The sequence below is a fragment of the Curtobacterium sp. UNCCL20 genome (assembly GCF_900101675.1).
Classification (GTDB): domain Bacteria; phylum Actinomycetota; class Actinomycetes; order Actinomycetales; family Microbacteriaceae; genus Curtobacterium.
This window is the reverse complement of sequence record NZ_FNKG01000001.1, coordinates 206,649-223,846: the sequence shown is the minus strand read 5'-3', so window position 1 is coordinate 223,846 and position 17,198 is coordinate 206,649. Positions and strand designations below refer to the sequence as shown.

Below are 17,198 nucleotides of genomic sequence, written 5' to 3'. Positions count from 1 at the left end.
CGGTCGCGACGACCGAGGCCATGGCGGAGCTCGGAGCCCGGCTGGCGGCCGTCCTCCGCGCCGGGGACCTGGTCGTGCTCACGGGACCGCTCGGTGCCGGCAAGACGACCATGACCCGCGGCCTCGGTGCCGCCCTCGGTGCCCGGGGCCAGGTGTCCAGCCCGACGTTCGTGCTCGCTCGCACCCACCCGACGACCGCCGGCCCGGACCTCGTGCACGTGGACGCCTACCGGCTGTCCGACCCGCTGGAGCTCGACGACCTCGACCTCGACTGGGACGCCGCGATCGTCGTGGTCGAGTGGGGCCGCGGGTTCGTCGACGGCATCTCGGACAGCGTCCTCGACGTGGAGATCATCCGTGCGACCGGTGCGGACTCGGTGGCTCCGGACGAGGACGCCGACCCGGACGACGTGCCGGATGAACCGCGGCGCGTGGTCGTGACCGCCACCGGACCGCGCTGGGCCGACACCACGCTGTAGCGCGAGCGCGAGCGCGAGCGCGAGCGCGAGCGCGAGCGCGAGCCTGAGCCCGAGCCCGAGCCCGCGCCCGACCCCGAGCGCGGGTGCGGGTGCGCGGCGCCGACCGGCACCGCGCACCCTGCCCGCCCGGTCTCAGCCCTTCGACACCATGATCCAGCTCACCTGGATCCCGTACTTCGTCGCCGGCGAGATGCGGAGGTCCACGATGCCGTCCGACCCGACCTTCGTGCTCGTCGACAGCGTGCGGTACGTGCCGTCGATGGGCTGCGCGGACGCGACGGTGGTCCCGTCGACGCTGACCGCTGCCGCCCGACCGGGGGCGCTCTTCGTCCAGGGGTCCCAGAACCCGACGTCGACGCGGTACTTCCCCTTGTCGAGGCCGCCGAGCGCGTACTCCAGGTCGGTGGCGTCGGCCTGCCACCGGACGGTGCTCGTCACGGTGCCGCCGCTCGTGCCCGAGGTGCCGCCGGTGGTGCCGAAGTACCCCCAGTGCGCACGGCTGCCCGGGTCGACGGCGAAGCGCTGGTCGGCGACGGTGTTCACGAGGCGATCACCGCGGTGCTTCGCGAACGCCAGGTCGGCGGCGTAGTCGGCCGTGCCCTGACCGCCGGCGTCGACGAAGTAGGACAGGCGCTTCGGCAAGACGGTGACCGGCCGGGTGAAGGTCCGACCGTCGTCGAGCGTCCCGGTGACCGTCTGCTCACCGGGGGTGTCGAGGGCGTCCTTCGCCCAGCGCACGGTGTGGGTGCGCTTCGCGCCGTCCTCCTGCACGGCGACCCGCTTCGGGAGCGCCTTCGTGTCGCCGAGGGTGGCCTGCCCGGGCATCGGCGTGGTCACCGTCCAGATGGTGGACGGCTGCAGGTCGGAAAGCGTCCACGAGGTGGTGTCGCAGGAGAACGACATTGCGCCGCCTTCGCCGAACGTCACGGGCAGCCAGACGGACGGTGCGGTCTTCAGGTCGGTGGCGTTGTTCCACCGGTCGCCGATGTACACGACCCGTCCATCGCCGAGGTTCAGGAGTGACGTGCTCTGCGAGTTGCACGTGGTGTCCGCGCCGGTGCCCGTCGCCGGGTTGCCGTGCGCGGTCCAGGTGCCGAGCAGGTCGGTGGCCGTGGCGTAGGCGGCGGCGTTGGGCGCCCAGCCCGTCGCGCCGGAGGTCACGAGGTAGTACGTCCCGCCGACCTTGGTGAGTGCCGGTGCCTCACGCTGCCCGCCGATCCACGGCTGTGGGCGCCGGAAGTCGACGCCCTCCACGGCCTTCGACGGGTCGGCCGACAGGTTGGTGTAGTCGGCGTCGAGCTTCGAGATGTAGAGGGTGAGGTTCTCCTCGGACGCGTAGACGATGTACGCGGTCCCGTCGTCGTCCACGAACAGGTTCATGTCACGGGCCATGCCGGGGGAGTCCGGCTGGTGGTTCGTCGGGTCGTCGGCCGCCACCCGGTCCAGCCGGTACGAGTCGATGTACCGGAACGGTCCCGTGGGGGAGTCGGACACGGCGACGCCCGCGGTGGCCTTGGCGTACTGCGCGTTCGACGTGTCGGTCGGGCCGTCGGCGTGCACCCACATCACCCACTTCCCGGTGCGGGCGTTGTGGATGACCTTGGGTCGTTCGAGGATCGCACCGGGGCGGTCGGCGCTCGGCGCGGTGACGCCGAGGTCGCGGTAGACGGCGTCCTGCTGGACGGTGTCGTACCCGCCGTAGAGCGCGGAGAAGTACGGGTCGGTGAAGTCCGACCGGCTCGTCATGGTGCGGAGCGCGAGCCCCTGGTCTTTCCAGTTGTAGAGGTCGTACGACGAGTACACGTGCACGCCCCGGGTGTCGGTGTACCCGTTCACCCGGTCCTCGCCGTACCAGTAGTAGATCGTCTTCCCGGCTGCGTCCGCCGCGGTGACGACCTGGCCGCCGTGGCCCTGGATCGGCTGGCCGGTGTCGTCGTTCCACTGCTCTCCCGGCGTGAACGACGTGCGGGCGCTGTCCGCGACGGCGGGCGCTGCGGTGAGCCCTCCGATCGCGAGTGCGGCGGCCGCGATGCCGGCCACCACTCTCCATCGCCGTCTGCTCGGCGTCGTCGTCCGGTCTGATCGTCGAATCCCCATCGATTCGGCCCCTTCGGCTCGTGCTGCCCCCTATGGCAACGTCAACATCCTGCGACCGACGCGCGTCTGACGCAAGAGCGTGCCGCAATCCGGCGCGGGAGGACCGTCACCGAGCCGCCTACGATGGACGGGTGCTGCTCGCGATCGACACCTCAGCCGGGACCTCCGTCGCCGTCGTCGACCCCACGACCGGGCAGGCGCTCGCCACCCGGAGCACCGAGGACAGCCGCCGGCACGCCGAGGTGATCGGTCCCTTCCTCGCCGACACCCTCGCCGAAGCCGGCATCACCGGCGCAGAGGTCACGGGCGTCGTCGCCGGCATGGGTCCCGGCCCCTTCACCGGCCTCCGCGTCGGCATCGCCGCCGCCCGCACCTTCGCCGCGGCACGCGGCGTCCCCGTCCTGCCCCTGGTCAGTCACGACGCGGTCGCGGCCGACCAGCCGCAGAGCGGCCCGTTCGTCGTCCTCACGGACGCGCGCCGACGCGAGGTCTACTGGAGCGCCTACGACGCCGACGGCGTCCGCGTCGCTGGCCCCGGACTCGCGAAGCCCGCCGATCTCGACGAGGCGATCCGTGCCTCCAGGCCCGATGCTGTGGGCTGGGACCGCGTGACCGTCGCGTCCATCCCTGCCTGGAGGCTCGGGGCGCTCGCCGCCGACCGGCTCGCGTCCGGTGCGCCCTTCGCCGACGACACCCCCCTCTACCTGCGAGACCCCGACGTCACCGTGCCGGGTGCGCCCAAGCGGGTGAAGCAGTGAGCCTGCCCGACGGGCTGCGCCTGCGGCGCGCCCACCCGCAGGACCTCGACGACGTGATGTGGCTCGAGCACGCCTCGTTCCCCACCGACGCGTGGTCCGCGTCGCAGATGTCCGGCGAGCTGTACTCGCCGCACGGGTACTACATCGTCGTGGAGACCACCGAGGGCGGTGCGCCGACGATCGTCGGGTACGCCGGACTCTCGTCCCTCGCGGGCAACCCCGTCGCCGACGTGCAGACGATCGCCGTCGCGGCCGACCGGCGGGGCACGGGCATCGGCCGGGTGCTGTTCACCGAGCTCCTCGACGAGGCCCGGCGACGGGGTGTGCGCGAGGTCTTCCTCGAGGTCCGCGCCGACAACCCCGTCGCCCAGGCGATGTACACGGGGTTCGGCTTCGAGCGGATCGCGGTCCGGCCCCGCTACTACCAGCCGGACGGCGTCGACGCGTGGGTGATGCGTGCGGAGCTGTCGCCAGCGGCGCCGACGCCCGGAGTCGGCCCGATCGGACAGGAGACCCTCGATGAGCGCGACTGAACCCCTGGTGCTCGGCATCGAGACCAGCTGCGACGAGACCGGCGTCGGCATCGTGCGCGGGACGACCCTGCTCGCGAACGTCATCGCGTCGAGCATGGAGGAGCACGCGCGCTACGGCGGCGTCGTTCCCGAGGTCGCCGCGCGCGCCCACCTCGAGGCGATGACCCCGACACTCACCGCCGCGCTCGAGCAGGCCGGCGTCACGCTCGACGAACTCGACGCCGTCGCGGTCACGGCCGGACCCGGGCTGGCCGGTGCCCTGATGGTCGGGGTGGGCGCGGCGAAGGCGCTCGCCGTGGCCACGGGCAAACCGCTCTACGGCGTGAACCACCTGGTCGGGCACGTCGGCGCGGACGTCCTCCGTGCCGACGGCAGCGCGATCGAGCTGCCGACCGTGGCGCTCCTCGTCTCCGGCGGGCACACCTCCCTGCTGCTCGTCCGCGACCTGGTCGGCGACGTCGAACTGCTCGGCGAGACCATCGACGACGCGGCGGGCGAGGCCTTCGACAAAGTCGCCCGCCTGCTCGGCCTGCCGTACCCGGGCGGCCCCCAGATCGACCGCGCCGCAGCCGAGGGCGACCCGACCGCGATCCGGTTCCCCCGCGGGCTGACGCTGCCGAAGGACATGGCCGCGCACCGCTACGACTTCTCGTTCTCCGGGCTGAAGACCGCCGTCGCGCGATGGGTCGAGCGCTGCCGCGACGAAGGACGCGAGGTCCCCGTGGCGGACGTCGCCGCCAGCTTCCGTGAAGCCGTGGTCGACGTGCTCCTCACCAAGGCACTCAACGCCTGCCGTGACACCGGGGTGGACCGACTGCTCCTCGGCGGTGGCGTCGTGGCGAACGCCCGGTTGCGCCAGGTCGCCGAGGAACGGTGCCGCGCAGCGGGGGTCGCGCTCCGCATCCCGCCGTTCGACCTCTGCACCGACAACGGCGCGATGATCGCCGCGGTCGGGGCACGGCTCGTCGCCGAGGGGCACGCGCCGAGCGACCTCGGCATCGCGGCCGACTCGACGCTGCCGGTGACGACCGTCCAGGTCTGACCCCGGCCCCAGTCCACGGGGCGTCCGGCACCGCCCGGGGGCCCGTGTGGGAGGATTCACAGGGCACGCCGAACGGGGTGCCGAAAGGGGTGGACGGTGTCCGATCAGAACCAGTGGCCGAAGCCGGGCGAGACGACGCCGGAGCGCGGCGACCAGCCGAACGGGCAGCAGCCCGGGCAGCCGCAGCAGTACGGGGCGTCCGCGCCCGAGGCTCCCGGGTCCGCCCCCGCCGCCCCCACCGACCCGTGGGCACAGTCCGGCCAGGGCGCCGCTGCCCAGGGCGTCTCGGACGGGCACACCGCGCCGCAGAACCCGTACGGGGCTTCGGGTCAGCCGAATCCGTACGCCGGTCCCGGGCAGTCGAACCCGTACGCCGCCCCGGGCCAGCCGAACCAGGGCGGTCAGCCGAACCAGGGCGGTCAGCCGGGCTACGGCGCACCGCAGAACCCGTACGCCGCCCCCGGCCAGCAGCAGAACCCCTACGCCGCGCCTGGGCAGCAGCAGAACCCGTACGCCCAGCAGCAGAACCAGTACGGCCAGCAGAACCCGTACGCCGCCCCGGCCTACGCCCCCGCCGGGTACCAGCCGTACGCGCAGCGCCCGAAGACGAACACCCTCGCGATCCTGTCGATCGTCTTCGCCTTCGGCGGCATCATCATCTGGCCGCTCGTCATCCTGACCAGCCCGGCCGGCGCGATCATGGGCCACATCGCCCTCGGCAAGATCAAGCAGTCCGGCGAGGGCGGTCGGGGTCTCGCGCTCGCCGGCGTCATCGGCGGGTGGATCATGACCGGTCTGTTCATCCTGATCGTCGGGCTCTTCATCATCATCGGAGTGGCCGCTGGCTCGTCGGGCAGCTACGACTACAACTACGACTCGGGCGCCTTCGTCCTCTGACGCGGGACACGAACGGCACGTGGCCGGGCAGCGCGGTGCGCTCCCCGGCCACTGCCACGTCGACAGCGCGGTGCGCTACCCGGCCACGTCGGTGAGCCGTTCGCACAGGATCGCGGTGTGGCGTCCCTCCAGGCGGGTGAGCACGAGTGTGACACGACCGCTCCCGCGCAACCGCAGCCGCTTCCGGAACTGTGCCGGGTCGACGTCGACGCCGCGCTTCTTGATCTCGACCGTGCCGATGCCGTCCGCAGCGAGGCGTGCGGCGAGCTTCTTCACGTCGAGCGCCATCGTGTCGAGCACCCGGAAGCCCTGGGCGAACGGTGTCGTCACGGGCCGGTCGGACGTGACGTACGCGATGCCCTCGGAGAGCATCCGTCCGTCGATCGACCGGGCGAGGTCCCCGATGAGCCGTGCCCGGATGACGGCGCCGTCGGGCTCGTAGAGGTACGTGCCGAGCGGCCCCACCTCGGCGTCGTCGGAGTCGGCAGCGCCGGTGAGCTCCGCGATGCCGTGGGACCCGATGACGGTCGCGGCGCGGCGGATGCCCGGCCTGGCGAGCGGTCCGAACCACAGGGCGAGCTCGACCACCTCGCGGTCGACGGAGGTCCACTGGGCCTCGGCGGTGTCGGGGATGAGGTCGCGGTCGACGCCCGGGCCGAGCTTCACACCGGTCGGGGTGGTCGTGGCCGCGGCGAACACGGTGTCGAGCGACGGTGACCAGTCGTCGGGGTCGGCCAGCCGTCGCGTGTCCGAGTGCCCCGCGGTCCGCCGTGCCGGGTCCATCCACACGCCGTCCACCGACGCCAGGTCGAACGTGGCGGCGTCACCGAGCTCCACGCGGGCGTTCGGCCACAGCGAGAGGTTGTGGGTGGCGACTGCTGCGGTGACCTCGTCGCGGTCGACCGCGGTCACGTCGAGGTCGAGCGCTGCCATCGCCATGGCGTCGCCGCCGATCCCGCAGCCGAGGTCCGCCACGCGGGTGATCCCCGCCGCCCGGAACCGACCGGCGTGCTGGGCGGCGACCTGCAGCCGGGTGGCCTGCTCGAGTCCTGCCTCGGTGAAGAGCATGCGGGCCGCGAAGTCGCCGAACTTGCCGCGGGCCCTCTGCCGGAGCTTCGCCTGCGTCAGGACCGCTGCGACGAGCCCGGGGTCGTGCCCTTCGGAGCGCAACCGCGAGACGACCCGCACGATCTCACCGCCGTCCGAGACGGCCGGGGTACGGTCGAGCAGGGCCATCCCCGCGGGGGTGAGCAACTGGGCGAGGTCGGCGGCTTCCACCCGTCGATCCTCCCAGGTCGCCGAGAGCCCGGACCTGGGTTGGCACTCGGATTGACCGAGTGCCAACGACCTCCTAGAGTTGGCGTTGGCACTCTCCTGTGCGTAGTGCCAACCCGGTTTTCATCAGTACCGAGTCTCTACCGAGAAAGAAGAGGTCATCGTGGCCGTCAGCATCAAGCCGCTCGAGGATCGCATCGTCATCCGCCAGGTCGAGGCGGAGCAGACCACCGCTTCCGGTCTGGTCATCCCGGACACCGCGAAGGAGAAGCCCCAGGAGGGCGAGGTCGTCGCAGTCGGACCGGGTCGCATCGACGACAACGGCAACCGCGTCCCGCTCGACGTCGCCGTGGGTGACAAGGTCATCTACTCGAAGTACGGCGGCACCGAGGTCAAGTACTCGGGCGAGGACCTCCTCGTCCTCTCGGCCCGCGACGTCCTCGCGGTCATCGTGCGCTGAGTCCAGTATTCACGGCGAACGCCCCTCCGGCTCCGGCCGGCGGGGCGTTCGTGCGTCCGGGCCGGTCGCGTCGGTCGGGTGGGGCGTGTCGCGTCCGTCGTGCGCTCGCGGTCGTCGGCCTGGAGGCACGGTGCGACCCCGGCACGTCGGTGCGCCTTCCTAGGATGGATCCGTGAGTGAACCGACCCCGGCGCGTCCGGCCCGCAGCGAGGCATCCGTCGGCGTCGTCCAGGGCATCGTCGCGTACGGCCTCTGGGGACTCATGCCGCTGCTCTTCGCGGCGATGGCCCCCGCCGGCGCGTTCGAGATCGTCGCGTGGCGGATCGTCTTCGGCCTGGTGTTCTGCGCCGTCGCGATCGCGGTGACCCGGTCGTGGCTCCGGACCCGCACCCTCATGGCGCAGCGGCGGGTGATGCTCGTGATGGGGCTGGCCGCGGTCCTCATCCTGGTGAACTGGACCGTGTACGTCGCGGCGACCACCACGGGTCACACGGTCGAGGCGGCGCTCGGCTACTTCATCAACCCGCTCGTCACGATCGCGCTCGGCGTCCTGGTGCTCCGTGAACGCCTGCGGCCGGCGCAGTGGACCGCGGTCGGGATCAGCGTCGTGGCGGTCGTCGTGATCGCGGTCGGCTACGGCCGGATGCCGTGGATCTCCCTGGCGCTAGCGTTCTCGTTCGGCCTGTACGGACTGGTCAAGAAGCGCGTCGGCGGCACCGTGGACGCCCTGAGCGGCCTGACGATCGAGACGGTCTGGCTGTTGCCGATCGCGGTGGTCGCGCTCGTCGTCCTCGGCGTGACCGGCATCGGCGGCGGGGTGACGTTCACGAGCGAGGGCTGGCTCCACGTCCTCGTCACGCTGCTGACCGGGCCGGCGACCGCGGTGCCGCTCCTGCTCTTCGCGTCGTCGGCACGGCGGGTGAGCCTGTCCACGCTCGGGCTGACGCAGTACCTCGCGCCGATCATGCAGCTGCTCGTCGGCGTCGTCGTCCAGCACGAGCCGATGTCCGCGTCGCGCTGGTTCGGCTTCGGGATCGTCTGGGTGGCGCTGGTCATCCTGACGGTGGACTCCTTCGCGGCCGCCCGTGCCACGAGGCGCCGAGCGCTCGCACCCACCGCGGCCGAGCCGGTCTGACGGGCGGGCACCGCGCCTCCAGGCCGCCGCCCGCCGGGCCCGCCGGACCAGCCCGCGCCCGCCGGGCCGAGTCTCGCGCTCACCGACGTTTCTCGCGCCGCCGACCCCGAGAAACGTCGCTGGGCCCGAGTCTCGGCGTCGTGCAGCCGAGACTCGGGCCCAGTTCGGGACCGGTGGTGCTGGTTACTTCTTGACGGCGCCCTGGATCGCGCTCTGGTAGACGGGCTTGTTGTCGCCGTCGAACTTGTAGATGCCGATGTAGGCGCTCGACGGGTCGTTGTTGTCGTCGAACGGACCGATGCCCGACGGACCCGTGTAGTGGATGTCCTCACCCTTGTCGAGCAGGTCCTTGCAGGCTGTGAACGTCGAGCACTCGGTGCCGCCGTCCGCGCCGGAGACCGCGGCCATGTTCGCCTGGATCGTGCCCGAGTCGGTGCCCTTGCCCTTCACCGCTGCGAGGGCGGCGAGGACGGTGGCGTCGTAGGACTCCGCCGCGTACGAGTAGTCGGCGAGGTCCTTGCCGGACGACTTCTTGTAGAAGGCGGCGAGCTGCTTCTTGAAGTCGTCCTTCGGGGATGCGCCGGGGATCGTGCCCTGCGCACCCGTCAGCGTGCCCTTGTCGAAGTCCTTCGAGTAGTCCGCCGTGTTGCCGTCGGACATGTACACCGTCGACAGGTTCGCGTCCTGCGACTTCAGCTCGGGGATGATCGACTTCGTCTCGTCGAACGCCAGGACCACGATCGCGTCGGGCTTCGTGGCGAGCGCCGCGGTGACCTCGGACGAGAACGTCGTCTGGCCGGGCGGGAACTCCTGGCCCTTGCCCTTGCCGCCGTAGACGACCGATCCGCCGGAGTCCTCGATGGCCTTCTGGACGGTGTTGCGGAGGCCGGTGCCGTACGTGTCGTTGAAGACGAGGAACGCGACCTTGGCGTTGCCGTCGCCCGTGACGAGCTGGCCGAGCGCCGAACCCTGCACCGAGTCCGGCGGAGCGGTCCGGTAGTAGTACGACGAGTAACCGGAGAGGTCCGACGCGGTGTTCGCGGGGGAGATCTCGACGATGCAGTTGCTCGTCAGCTGGTCGATGACGTTGAGCGTGACGCTGGAGGACTCCGCGCCGATCGCGACCGGCACCTTCGCGTTCACGAGCTTCGTCGCGGCCGAGCTCGACACGGTCATGTCGTTGCTGTCACCCGAGTCGGTGGCCGGCGAGATCGTGACGTCCTTGTCGAGCACACCACCCGCGGCGTTGATGTCCGACACCGCGAGCCCGACACCGGACTCGGCGGGCGGGTTGAGGTACGCGAGCGACCCCGTCAGCGGGAGGATCGTGCCGATCTTCAGCGCCTCCGTGCCGGGGGTGTCGGGGGCCTTGCAGCTGGCGGCCGGGTCCTTCTTCGCGCCGCCGGACGCGGAGGAGGACGGTGAGGAGCCGCCGCTCGTGGTGGAACAGGCGGCGAGGAGGAGCGCCGCCGCTCCCGCCACTGCCAGTGCCGTTGTGGCACGGGTGGTTCTGATCATCCGTGGAGCCCTTTCTCTGCGCGGAACCTCAGGTCCCGCTGGGGATGTGAGAGAACGTATGGGCGGGGTGTTTCAGCCGTGTGACGGGGTGGTACGCAAAGTGTTTCGTTACCCAGCCGTGACGCGACGACGTCCTCGTGCGTCCTGTGGATCGTCTGGAGGGCCGCTCTGGTGCGGCCGCCTAGCTTCCGGCCCATGAGCGACTTCGAACCCACCAGAGCCATCGTCACCGGTTCCGAATCCGGCATCGGCCGCGCGACCGCCGTCGCACTCGCCACCGCCGGGATGGACGTCGGCATCACGTACCTGTCCGAGCCGGAGCGCGCGGAGGAGACCGCCAGCGAGGTCCGCGCCCTCGGACGTCGGGCGTTCGTCGAGCAGATCGACGTCACCGACCTCGCTTCGGCAGCACGGGTCGTCGACCGGCTCGCCGAGCAGCTCGGCGGCGTCGACGTCTTCGTCGCCGACGCCGGGACCGGCGACAACGCACCCTTCCTCGAGATGACCCTCGACCAGTGGCGGCACACCGTGTCGACCGACCTGGACGGGGCGTTCGTCACGATCCAGGCGGCGGCGAAGCACATGGTGTCGCAGGGCAGCGGCGGACGGATCATCGGGATCACGAGCGTGCACGAGCACCAGCCGCGGTACGGCTCCAGCGCGTACGACGCCGCGAAGCACGGGCTCGGCGGACTGCTGAAGACCATCGCCATCGAGCTCGCGCAGTACGGCATCACCGCGAACGCCGTCGCCCCGGGTGAGATCGCGACGCGGATGACCGGCGCGGAGGACGAGGACCCGCACACCATCGACCGCCCGGGTGTCCCCCTCGGCCGTCCCGGCAACGCGTGGGAGATCGCGGCCGCGGTGGCGTTCCTGGCCTCCCGCTCGTCGTCGTACATCACGGGCGTGTCCCTGCCCGTCGACGGCGGGATGCTGCAGATGGGCCCGCACGGTGGCTCGCACATCACCTCGAACGGCTGGCGCAGCGCCTAGTCAGACGACGAGACGCCCCGCTCCTGACGGAACGGGGCGTCTCGTGGTGCCGGGGGTCAGCGGCTGTAGTTCGGCGCCTCGACGACCATCTGCACGTCGTGCGGGTGCGACTCCTTCAGCCCCGCAGCCGTGATGCGGACGAACTTGCCGCGGGCCTTGAGCTCCGGCACGGTCCGGCCACCGACGTAGAACATCGACTGCCGCAGGCCGCCGACCAGCTGGTAGACGACGTTCGCCACCGAGCCACGGTAGGGAACCTGGCCCTCGATGCCCTCGGGGATGAGCTTGTCGTCGGACGGGACGTCGGCCTGGAAGTAGCGGTCCTTCGAGTACGAGGTCTTCTTGCCGCGGGTCTGCAGCGCTCCGAGGGAGCCCATCCCGCGGTACGCCTTGAACTGCTTGCCGTTCACGAAGACCAGGTCGCCCGGGGACTCGTCGGTGCCGGCGAGCAGCGACCCGAGCATGACGGTGTCCGCTCCGGCGACCAGGGCCTTGGCGATGTCGCCCGAGTACTGCAGACCACCGTCGGCGATGATCGGGATGCCGGCTTCGCGTGCGGCGAGGGAGGCCTCGTACACGGCGGTCACCTGCGGCACGCCGACACCCGCGACGACGCGCGTGGTGCAGATCGAGCCCGGACCGACGCCGACCTTGACGGCGTCCACGCCCGCGTCGATGAGCGCCTGGGCGCCCGCACGGGTCGCGACGTTGCCGCCGATGACGTCGACACCGGCGAACGCCGGGTCGGCCTTGATGCGGCGCACCATGTCGAGCACGCCTTCGCTCTCGCCGTTGGCGGTGTCGACGACGAGCACGTCCACGCCGGCCTCGAGCAGGGCGGTGGCACGCTGCCAGGCGTCGCCGAAGAAGCCGATCGCGGCACCGACACGCAGTCGGCCGCCCTCGTCCTTGGTGGCGTCGGGGTACTGCTCGCTCTTGTCGAAGTCCTTGACGGTGATGAGGCCCTTGAGCCGGCCCGCCTCGTCGACGAGCGGGAGCTTCTCGATCTTGTGCTCGGCGAAGATCGCGACGGCGTCGTCCGGGTCGATGCCGACCGGGGCGGTGACGAGCGGGGTCTTCGTCATGACGTCGCGCACGAGCGTGGTCTGCTGCTCGAACGGTGCCACGAAGCGCATGTCGCGGTTGGTGATGATGCCGACGAGCGTGCCGTCACCCTCGACCACCGGCAGGCCGGAGACGCGGAACTGGCCGCAGAGCGCGTCCACCTCGGCCACGGTGGCGTCCGGGGTGGTGGTGACCGGGTTGGTGATCATGCCCGACTCGGACCGCTTCACCTTGTCGACCGCGGCCGCCTGGTCGGCGATCGACATGTTGCGGTGCAGGATGCCGATGCCACCCTGGCGGGCCATCGCGATGGCCATGCGGGCCTCGGTCACGGTGTCCATCGCCGCGGAGAGCAGCGGGACGTGGACCTCGATGCGCTTGGTGAGCCGGGACGTCGTGGACGCCTCGCTCGGGATGACGTCGGTGTGCCCGGGCAGGAGCATGACGTCGTCGTACGTGAGTCCGATGAATCCGAACGGATCCGGCTGGTCCATGGGTCCCCTTCGTGGGCGAGTGAAGTGGTCGAGACACCGGGAACGCAGCGACGGGTTCCGGATAGACCATGGTAACGCGCACGACCTCTTCCGCATTCCGGCGGTCGGCATCCGTGGACGGCCTGGAGGCGCGGGTCGGCCCCGGCGTGTCCGCCCTTCCTCCACAGGGTCACAGTTCCGGCACGAATCACACAGGGAACGTGATGGAAACACGGGTGACACACAATCCCCATAGCGTCACTCGACATCCGAACGAGAGGCTCTTCCGTGGGATCCATCACTCCTCCGGGACCGGTGCTGCTGCGCCGGTTCCGCCTCCGCCCGGGACGCTGGCGAACGGTCACCATGGCCGTGCTCGTCGCCGCGTTCCTGGCGACCTTCCTCATCGACTGGGCGGTGACGCTGCCGGCGGTCGGCGCCACCCCGGCCCCGACCAGCAGCGCGTCGAGCGCACCCGCCAGCACCCAGCCCTGCACGGTGAGCCCGACGAACGGCTGCATCCAGGGCACGATCACCGACTCCGACCGGAAGCCGGTCGAGGGCGTCGCCGTCGACGTCACGGGTCCGGGCGGGTTCGCGCAGACCGCGACGACGCAGGACACCGGTCGCTGGTCGGTCCGGGTCGAGACCCCGGGCGCCTACACGGTCGCCGTCGACCAGGACACGCTGCCGAAGGGGCAGTACCTGACGAACGCCGCGGACGCCGAGCGGAAGGTGACGGCGAGCCTCAACGCCAACGTCGGGCAGATCTTCCAGCTCTCCGACCAGAAGGGTGCGACCACGACCGACGCGGCGACGAGCGTCACCGCCGCGCGTGCCTGGCAGCAGTTCGCGTCCGGCATCCGGCTCGGGCTCCTCATCGCGCTCGCGTCGGTGGGCCTGTCGCTCATCTACGGCACGACGGGGCTGTCGAGCTTCTCGCACGGTGAGCAGGTCACCCTCGGTGGGCTCCTGGCCTACCTGTTCGCGAACCAGCTCGGCTGGAACATCTGGCTGACGGGCATCGTCGTCACGCTGCTCTGCGCGGCCACGGGGTGGCTGCAGGACGCCGGGATCTGGCGGCCGCTGCGGAGGAAGCGGATCAGCCTGACGCAGCTCATGATCGTGACGATCGGCCTCTCGATCGCCGCCCAGTACGCGTTCCAGTACTTCTTCGGCGCCTCGACCGTCCGGATCCAGCAGGGCAACCCGGAGACGGTGGCGTTCGCGGGCGTCACGCTGACGGTGCAGTCGTACGTGGCGATGGCGATCGCGCTCGTCGTGCTCGTGGCCACCGGGCTGTTCCTCGCGAAGACCCGGTTCGGCCGCGCCACCCGGGCGGTCTCGGACAACCCGGCGCTGGCCAGCGCGTCCGGCATCGACGTCGACCGGGTGATCCGGTTCGTCTGGACGCTCGCCGCGGGCCTCGCCGGCCTGTCCGGCGTGATGCTCGGCCTCGTCCTGAACGGCGTGAACTGGCAGACCGGTCTCCAGCTGCTCCTGCTCATGTTCGCCTCGGTCACGCTCGGCGGCCTCGGCACCGCGTACGGCGCCCTCGTCGGGTCGATGATCATCGGCATCGTCGTCGAGCTGACGAACCTCGTGCTCCCCGGTGACTTCAAGTACGCCACCGCCCTCGTGATCCTCATCCTCATCCTGCTGTTCCGGCCGCAGGGCATCTTCGGTCGCGCCGAGCGGATCGGCTAAGGAGCGCCGCCATGGACTACATCCTCACCCTGCTCTCCTCGCTCACGCAGGAGGCCCTCGCCCCGACCACGGCCGCGTTCGCGCTCGCCGCGATCGGCCTCAACGTCCACTTCGGACTCACCGGCCTGGTCAACATGGGCCAGGCGGCGTTCCTGCTGCTCGGCGCGTACGGCTTCGCGATCTCGATCACCAACGGCCTGCCGTTCGTGATGGCGGTCCTGGTCGCCCTGCTCGTGGCCATCGTGTTCGCGATCATCCTCGGCATCCCGACCCTGCGGCTCCGCGGCGACTACCTGGCGATCGTCACGATCTCCGGCGCCGAGATCATCCGCATGGTGGGACGCTCGAGTCTCCTCACCACGACGACCGGCGGCTCGAACGGCATCACCGGGTCGAGCTACCGCGACCCGTTCAACGCGCTCAGCCCCCTGCCCGACGGCACCACCACGATCCTGTGGTTCACGTACTCGAACAACGGTGTCAACGGCTGGTGGATCCGCATCGCGGCGTGGGGCCTCGTCGCCCTCTTCACCCTCGTGCTGTTCCTGCTCATGCGCAGCCCCTGGGGTCGTGTCGTGAAGGCCATCCGCGAGGACGAGGACGCCGTCCGCTCCCTCGGCAAGAACGTCTACTCGTACAAGATGCAGGCGCTCGTGTTCGGTGGCGCGCTCGGCGCCCTCGCCGGCATCATCTACGTCCTGCCGAGCTCGGTGCAGCCGGACGCGATGGGCCGCTCGATGACGTTCTTCATCTGGACCGCGCTCATCCTCGGCGGTGCGGCGACGGTGTTCGGCCCGGTGCTCGGCTCGGTGCTGTTCTTCGTCCTCCGGCTGTTCATCCGCACCATCGCGGGCGACTTCATCCCGAACTCGATCATGAACGCGCAGCAGGCGGAGCAGTTCTCCTACGTGCTCGTCGGCGTCGCGCTCATGCTCCTCATCGTGTTCCGTCCGCAGGGGTTGCTCGGCAACAAGAAGGAGCTGACGTTCAGTGTCTGAGACGTACGCCCACACCAAGTCCGACCCGATCCTGGTCGTCGACGACGTCACCCGCCGCTTCGGTGGCATGACCGCCGTCGACGTCGACCACCTCGAGGTCCAGCGCGGCACGATCACGGCCCTCATCGGTCCGAACGGCGCCGGCAAGACGACGTTCTTCAACCTGCTCACCGGGTTCGACAAGCCGAGCGCCGGTGCGACCACCCGCTTCGACGGCACCACGCTGCAGAAGACGAGTGCGACCCACATCGCCAACAAGGGCATGGTCCGGACGTTCCAGCTCACGAAGGCGCTGAGCCGCCTCACCGTGATGCAGAACATGCTGCTCGGCGCCCGCGACCAGCCCGGCGAGAACTTCTTCGCCGCCCTCGTCAAGCCCGTGTGGGCGAAGCGCGAGCGGGAGATCACCGCGAAGGCCGAGGACCTCCTCGCCCGGTTCAAGCTCCTCGAGAAGCGGGACGACTACGCGGGTTCCCTGTCCGGTGGCCAGCGGAAGCTCCTCGAGATGGCCCGGGCGCTCATGTCCGACCCGACGATGATCATGCTCGACGAACCGATGGCCGGCGTGAACCCGGCGCTGACCCAGTCGCTCCTCGGGCACATCCAGTCCCTCCGCGACGACGGCATGACCGTGCTGTTCGTCGAGCACGACATGCACATGGTCCGGCACATCTCGGACTGGGTGGTCGTGATGGCCGAGGGCAAGGTCGTCGCCGAGGGGCCGGCCGACACGGTGATGGACGACCGTGCGGTCATCGACGCGTACCTCGGTGCGCACCACGACACCGACCTCGGTGACGACTCGCTCCTGACCGAGGAGACCTACGAGGAGCTGGCCGAGGAAGTAGCGGAAGAAGACGAGCAGGAGGCGACCCGATGACCGACGCAAGCGAGCCGACCAGGGCGAGCAGCGCCTCCAGTCCGGAAGAAGCGGCCACGACGCCGGCGGCGACGCCGGCGGCGACGCCGGCCGGGACGGCCACGCTGGAACGCGAGCCCGTGCTGAGCGCCAAGAACCTCGTGGCCGGCTACCTGCCGGGGGTGAACATCCTGAACGGCTGCGACCTCGACTGCTACCCGGGCGAGCTCATCGGCATCATCGGCCCGAACGGTGCCGGCAAGTCGACGCTCCTCAAGGCGCTGTTCGGCCTCGTGTCCATCCGTGAGGGCTCGGTGACCCTGCAGGGCGAGGACATCACGAACCTCAAGGCGAACAAGCTCGTGCAGGCCGGCGTCGGCTTCGTCCCGCAGACGAACAACGTCTTCCCGTCGCTCTCCATCGAGGAGAACCTGCAGATGGGCCTGTACCTGCGGCCGCGGAAGTTCGCCGAACGCCTCGAGGTCATCTACGACCTGTTCCCCGTCCTCGGTCAGCGCAAGGGCCAGCGTGCCGGGTCGCTGTCGGGCGGCGAGCGGCAGTCCGTGGCGATGGCGCGGGCGCTGATGATGGACCCGAAGGTGCTGCTGCTCGACGAACCGTCCGCCGGACTGTCGCCCGTGCGGCAGGACGAGACCTTCATCCGGACCCGCCGGATCAACAAGGCCGGTGTGTCGATCGTCATGGTGGAGCAGAACGCGCGACGCTGTCTGCAGATCTGCGATCGTGGGTACGTGCTCGACCAGGGGAGGAACGCGTACTCGGGCACCGGGAAGGAGCTCGCCGACGACCCGAAGGTCATCGAGCTGTACCTGGGAACGCTCGCCAAGGACGTCGACTCCGCTCGCTGAGCGAGTGGTGTCGACCGCGGGTGCCGCTGTGGGGGCG

16 protein-coding genes are annotated in these 17,198 nt (G+C 70.6%); 12 read left to right on the top strand and 4 right to left on the bottom strand.

The window, feature by feature from the left end:
• Positions 1–20 precede the first annotated feature (20 nt).
• Complete coding sequence (gene tsaE, locus BLT36_RS01070) at positions 21–479, top strand: tRNA (adenosine(37)-N6)-threonylcarbamoyltransferase complex ATPase subunit type 1 TsaE (protein ID WP_092094200.1); 459 nt, start codon at positions 21–23, stop codon at positions 477–479.
• 132 nt (positions 480–611) lie between these two features.
• Here the strand turns inward: tsaE and BLT36_RS01060 are convergent, their stop codons facing one another.
• Complete coding sequence (locus tag BLT36_RS01060) at positions 612–2,519, bottom strand: glycoside hydrolase family 43 protein (RefSeq protein WP_139166307.1); 1,908 nt, start codon at positions 2,517–2,519, stop codon at positions 612–614.
• 188 nt (positions 2,520–2,707) lie between these two features.
• On the opposite strand from BLT36_RS01060, the gene tsaB reads away from it, so the two are divergent.
• From tsaB to BLT36_RS01040, 4 genes are all read left to right on the top strand, one after another.
• Complete coding sequence (gene tsaB / locus BLT36_RS01055) at positions 2,708–3,334, top strand: tRNA (adenosine(37)-N6)-threonylcarbamoyltransferase complex dimerization subunit type 1 TsaB (RefSeq protein WP_092091171.1); 627 nt, start codon at positions 2,708–2,710, stop codon at positions 3,332–3,334.
• Complete coding sequence (rimI, locus tag BLT36_RS01050) at positions 3,331–3,867, top strand: ribosomal protein S18-alanine N-acetyltransferase (protein WP_254787263.1); 537 nt, start codon at positions 3,331–3,333, stop codon at positions 3,865–3,867. The genes tsaB and rimI overlap by 4 nt, the downstream gene beginning before the upstream one ends.
• On the top strand, positions 3,854–4,909 hold the full coding sequence (tsaD, locus tag BLT36_RS01045) for a tRNA (adenosine(37)-N6)-threonylcarbamoyltransferase complex transferase subunit TsaD (protein WP_092091169.1): 1,056 nt from the start codon (positions 3,854–3,856) through the stop codon (positions 4,907–4,909). Before rimI ends, tsaD begins: the two co-directional genes overlap by 14 nt.
• 96 nt (positions 4,910–5,005) lie before the next feature.
• Positions 5,006–5,806, top strand: coding sequence for a DUF4190 domain-containing protein (locus BLT36_RS01040; RefSeq protein ID WP_175529433.1), 801 nt, complete (start codon positions 5,006–5,008; stop codon positions 5,804–5,806).
• 75 nt (positions 5,807–5,881) lie between these two features.
• On the opposite strand, the gene BLT36_RS01035 is transcribed toward BLT36_RS01040, so the two are convergent.
• A complete protein-coding gene (locus tag BLT36_RS01035) occupies positions 5,882–7,084 on the bottom strand; it encodes a class I SAM-dependent methyltransferase (RefSeq protein WP_092091166.1) in 1,203 nt (400 codons plus the stop codon).
• A gap of 160 nt (positions 7,085–7,244) precedes the next feature.
• Between BLT36_RS01035 and groES the strand changes: the two genes are divergently transcribed.
• On the top strand, positions 7,245–7,541 hold the full coding sequence (groES, locus tag BLT36_RS01030; RefSeq protein ID WP_022906996.1) for a co-chaperone GroES: 297 nt from the start codon (positions 7,245–7,247) through the stop codon (positions 7,539–7,541).
• 172 nt (positions 7,542–7,713) lie between these two features.
• Complete coding sequence (gene rarD / locus BLT36_RS01025) at positions 7,714–8,676, top strand: EamA family transporter RarD (protein WP_092091164.1); 963 nt, start codon at positions 7,714–7,716, stop codon at positions 8,674–8,676.
• Between the two features lie 183 nt (positions 8,677–8,859).
• Here the strand turns inward: rarD and BLT36_RS01020 are convergent, their stop codons facing one another.
• Positions 8,860–10,194 carry an ABC transporter substrate-binding protein gene (locus tag BLT36_RS01020; RefSeq protein WP_092091162.1) on the bottom strand — a complete coding sequence of 445 codons (1,335 nt, stop codon included), beginning with the start codon at positions 10,192–10,194 and terminating at the stop codon, positions 8,860–8,862.
• Positions 10,195–10,389: 195 nt separating this feature from the next.
• On the opposite strand from BLT36_RS01020, the gene BLT36_RS01015 reads away from it, so the two are divergent.
• Positions 10,390–11,190, top strand: coding sequence for an SDR family oxidoreductase (locus BLT36_RS01015; protein WP_092091160.1), 801 nt, complete (start codon positions 10,390–10,392; stop codon positions 11,188–11,190).
• A 56-nt stretch (positions 11,191–11,246) separates the two neighbouring features.
• On the opposite strand, the gene guaB is transcribed toward BLT36_RS01015, so the two are convergent.
• Positions 11,247–12,749 (bottom strand): IMP dehydrogenase, encoded by a 1,503-nt coding sequence (gene guaB, locus BLT36_RS01010; RefSeq protein ID WP_092091158.1) that lies wholly within the window; start codon positions 12,747–12,749, stop codon positions 11,247–11,249.
• Positions 12,750–13,094: 345 nt separating this feature from the next.
• On the opposite strand from guaB, the gene BLT36_RS01005 reads away from it, so the two are divergent.
• From BLT36_RS01005 to BLT36_RS00990, 4 genes are read left to right on the top strand one after another with little or no spacing between them, the layout of a single operon-like run.
• Complete coding sequence (locus tag BLT36_RS01005) at positions 13,095–14,435, top strand: branched-chain amino acid ABC transporter permease (RefSeq protein WP_368086360.1); 1,341 nt, start codon at positions 13,095–13,097, stop codon at positions 14,433–14,435.
• Between the two features lie 11 nt (positions 14,436–14,446).
• Positions 14,447–15,433: a branched-chain amino acid ABC transporter permease gene (locus BLT36_RS01000; RefSeq protein ID WP_092091156.1), complete on the top strand. Its 987-nt coding sequence runs from the start codon at positions 14,447–14,449 to the stop codon at positions 15,431–15,433.
• Positions 15,426–16,313, top strand: a complete 888-nt coding sequence (locus BLT36_RS00995; protein ID WP_092091154.1) for an ABC transporter ATP-binding protein — start codon at positions 15,426–15,428, stop codon at positions 16,311–16,313. Before BLT36_RS01000 ends, BLT36_RS00995 begins: the two co-directional genes overlap by 8 nt.
• Complete coding sequence (locus tag BLT36_RS00990; RefSeq protein WP_092091152.1) at positions 16,310–17,161, top strand: ABC transporter ATP-binding protein; 852 nt, start codon at positions 16,310–16,312, stop codon at positions 17,159–17,161. Before BLT36_RS00995 ends, BLT36_RS00990 begins: the two co-directional genes overlap by 4 nt.
• Positions 17,162–17,198: the final 37 nt, after the last annotated feature.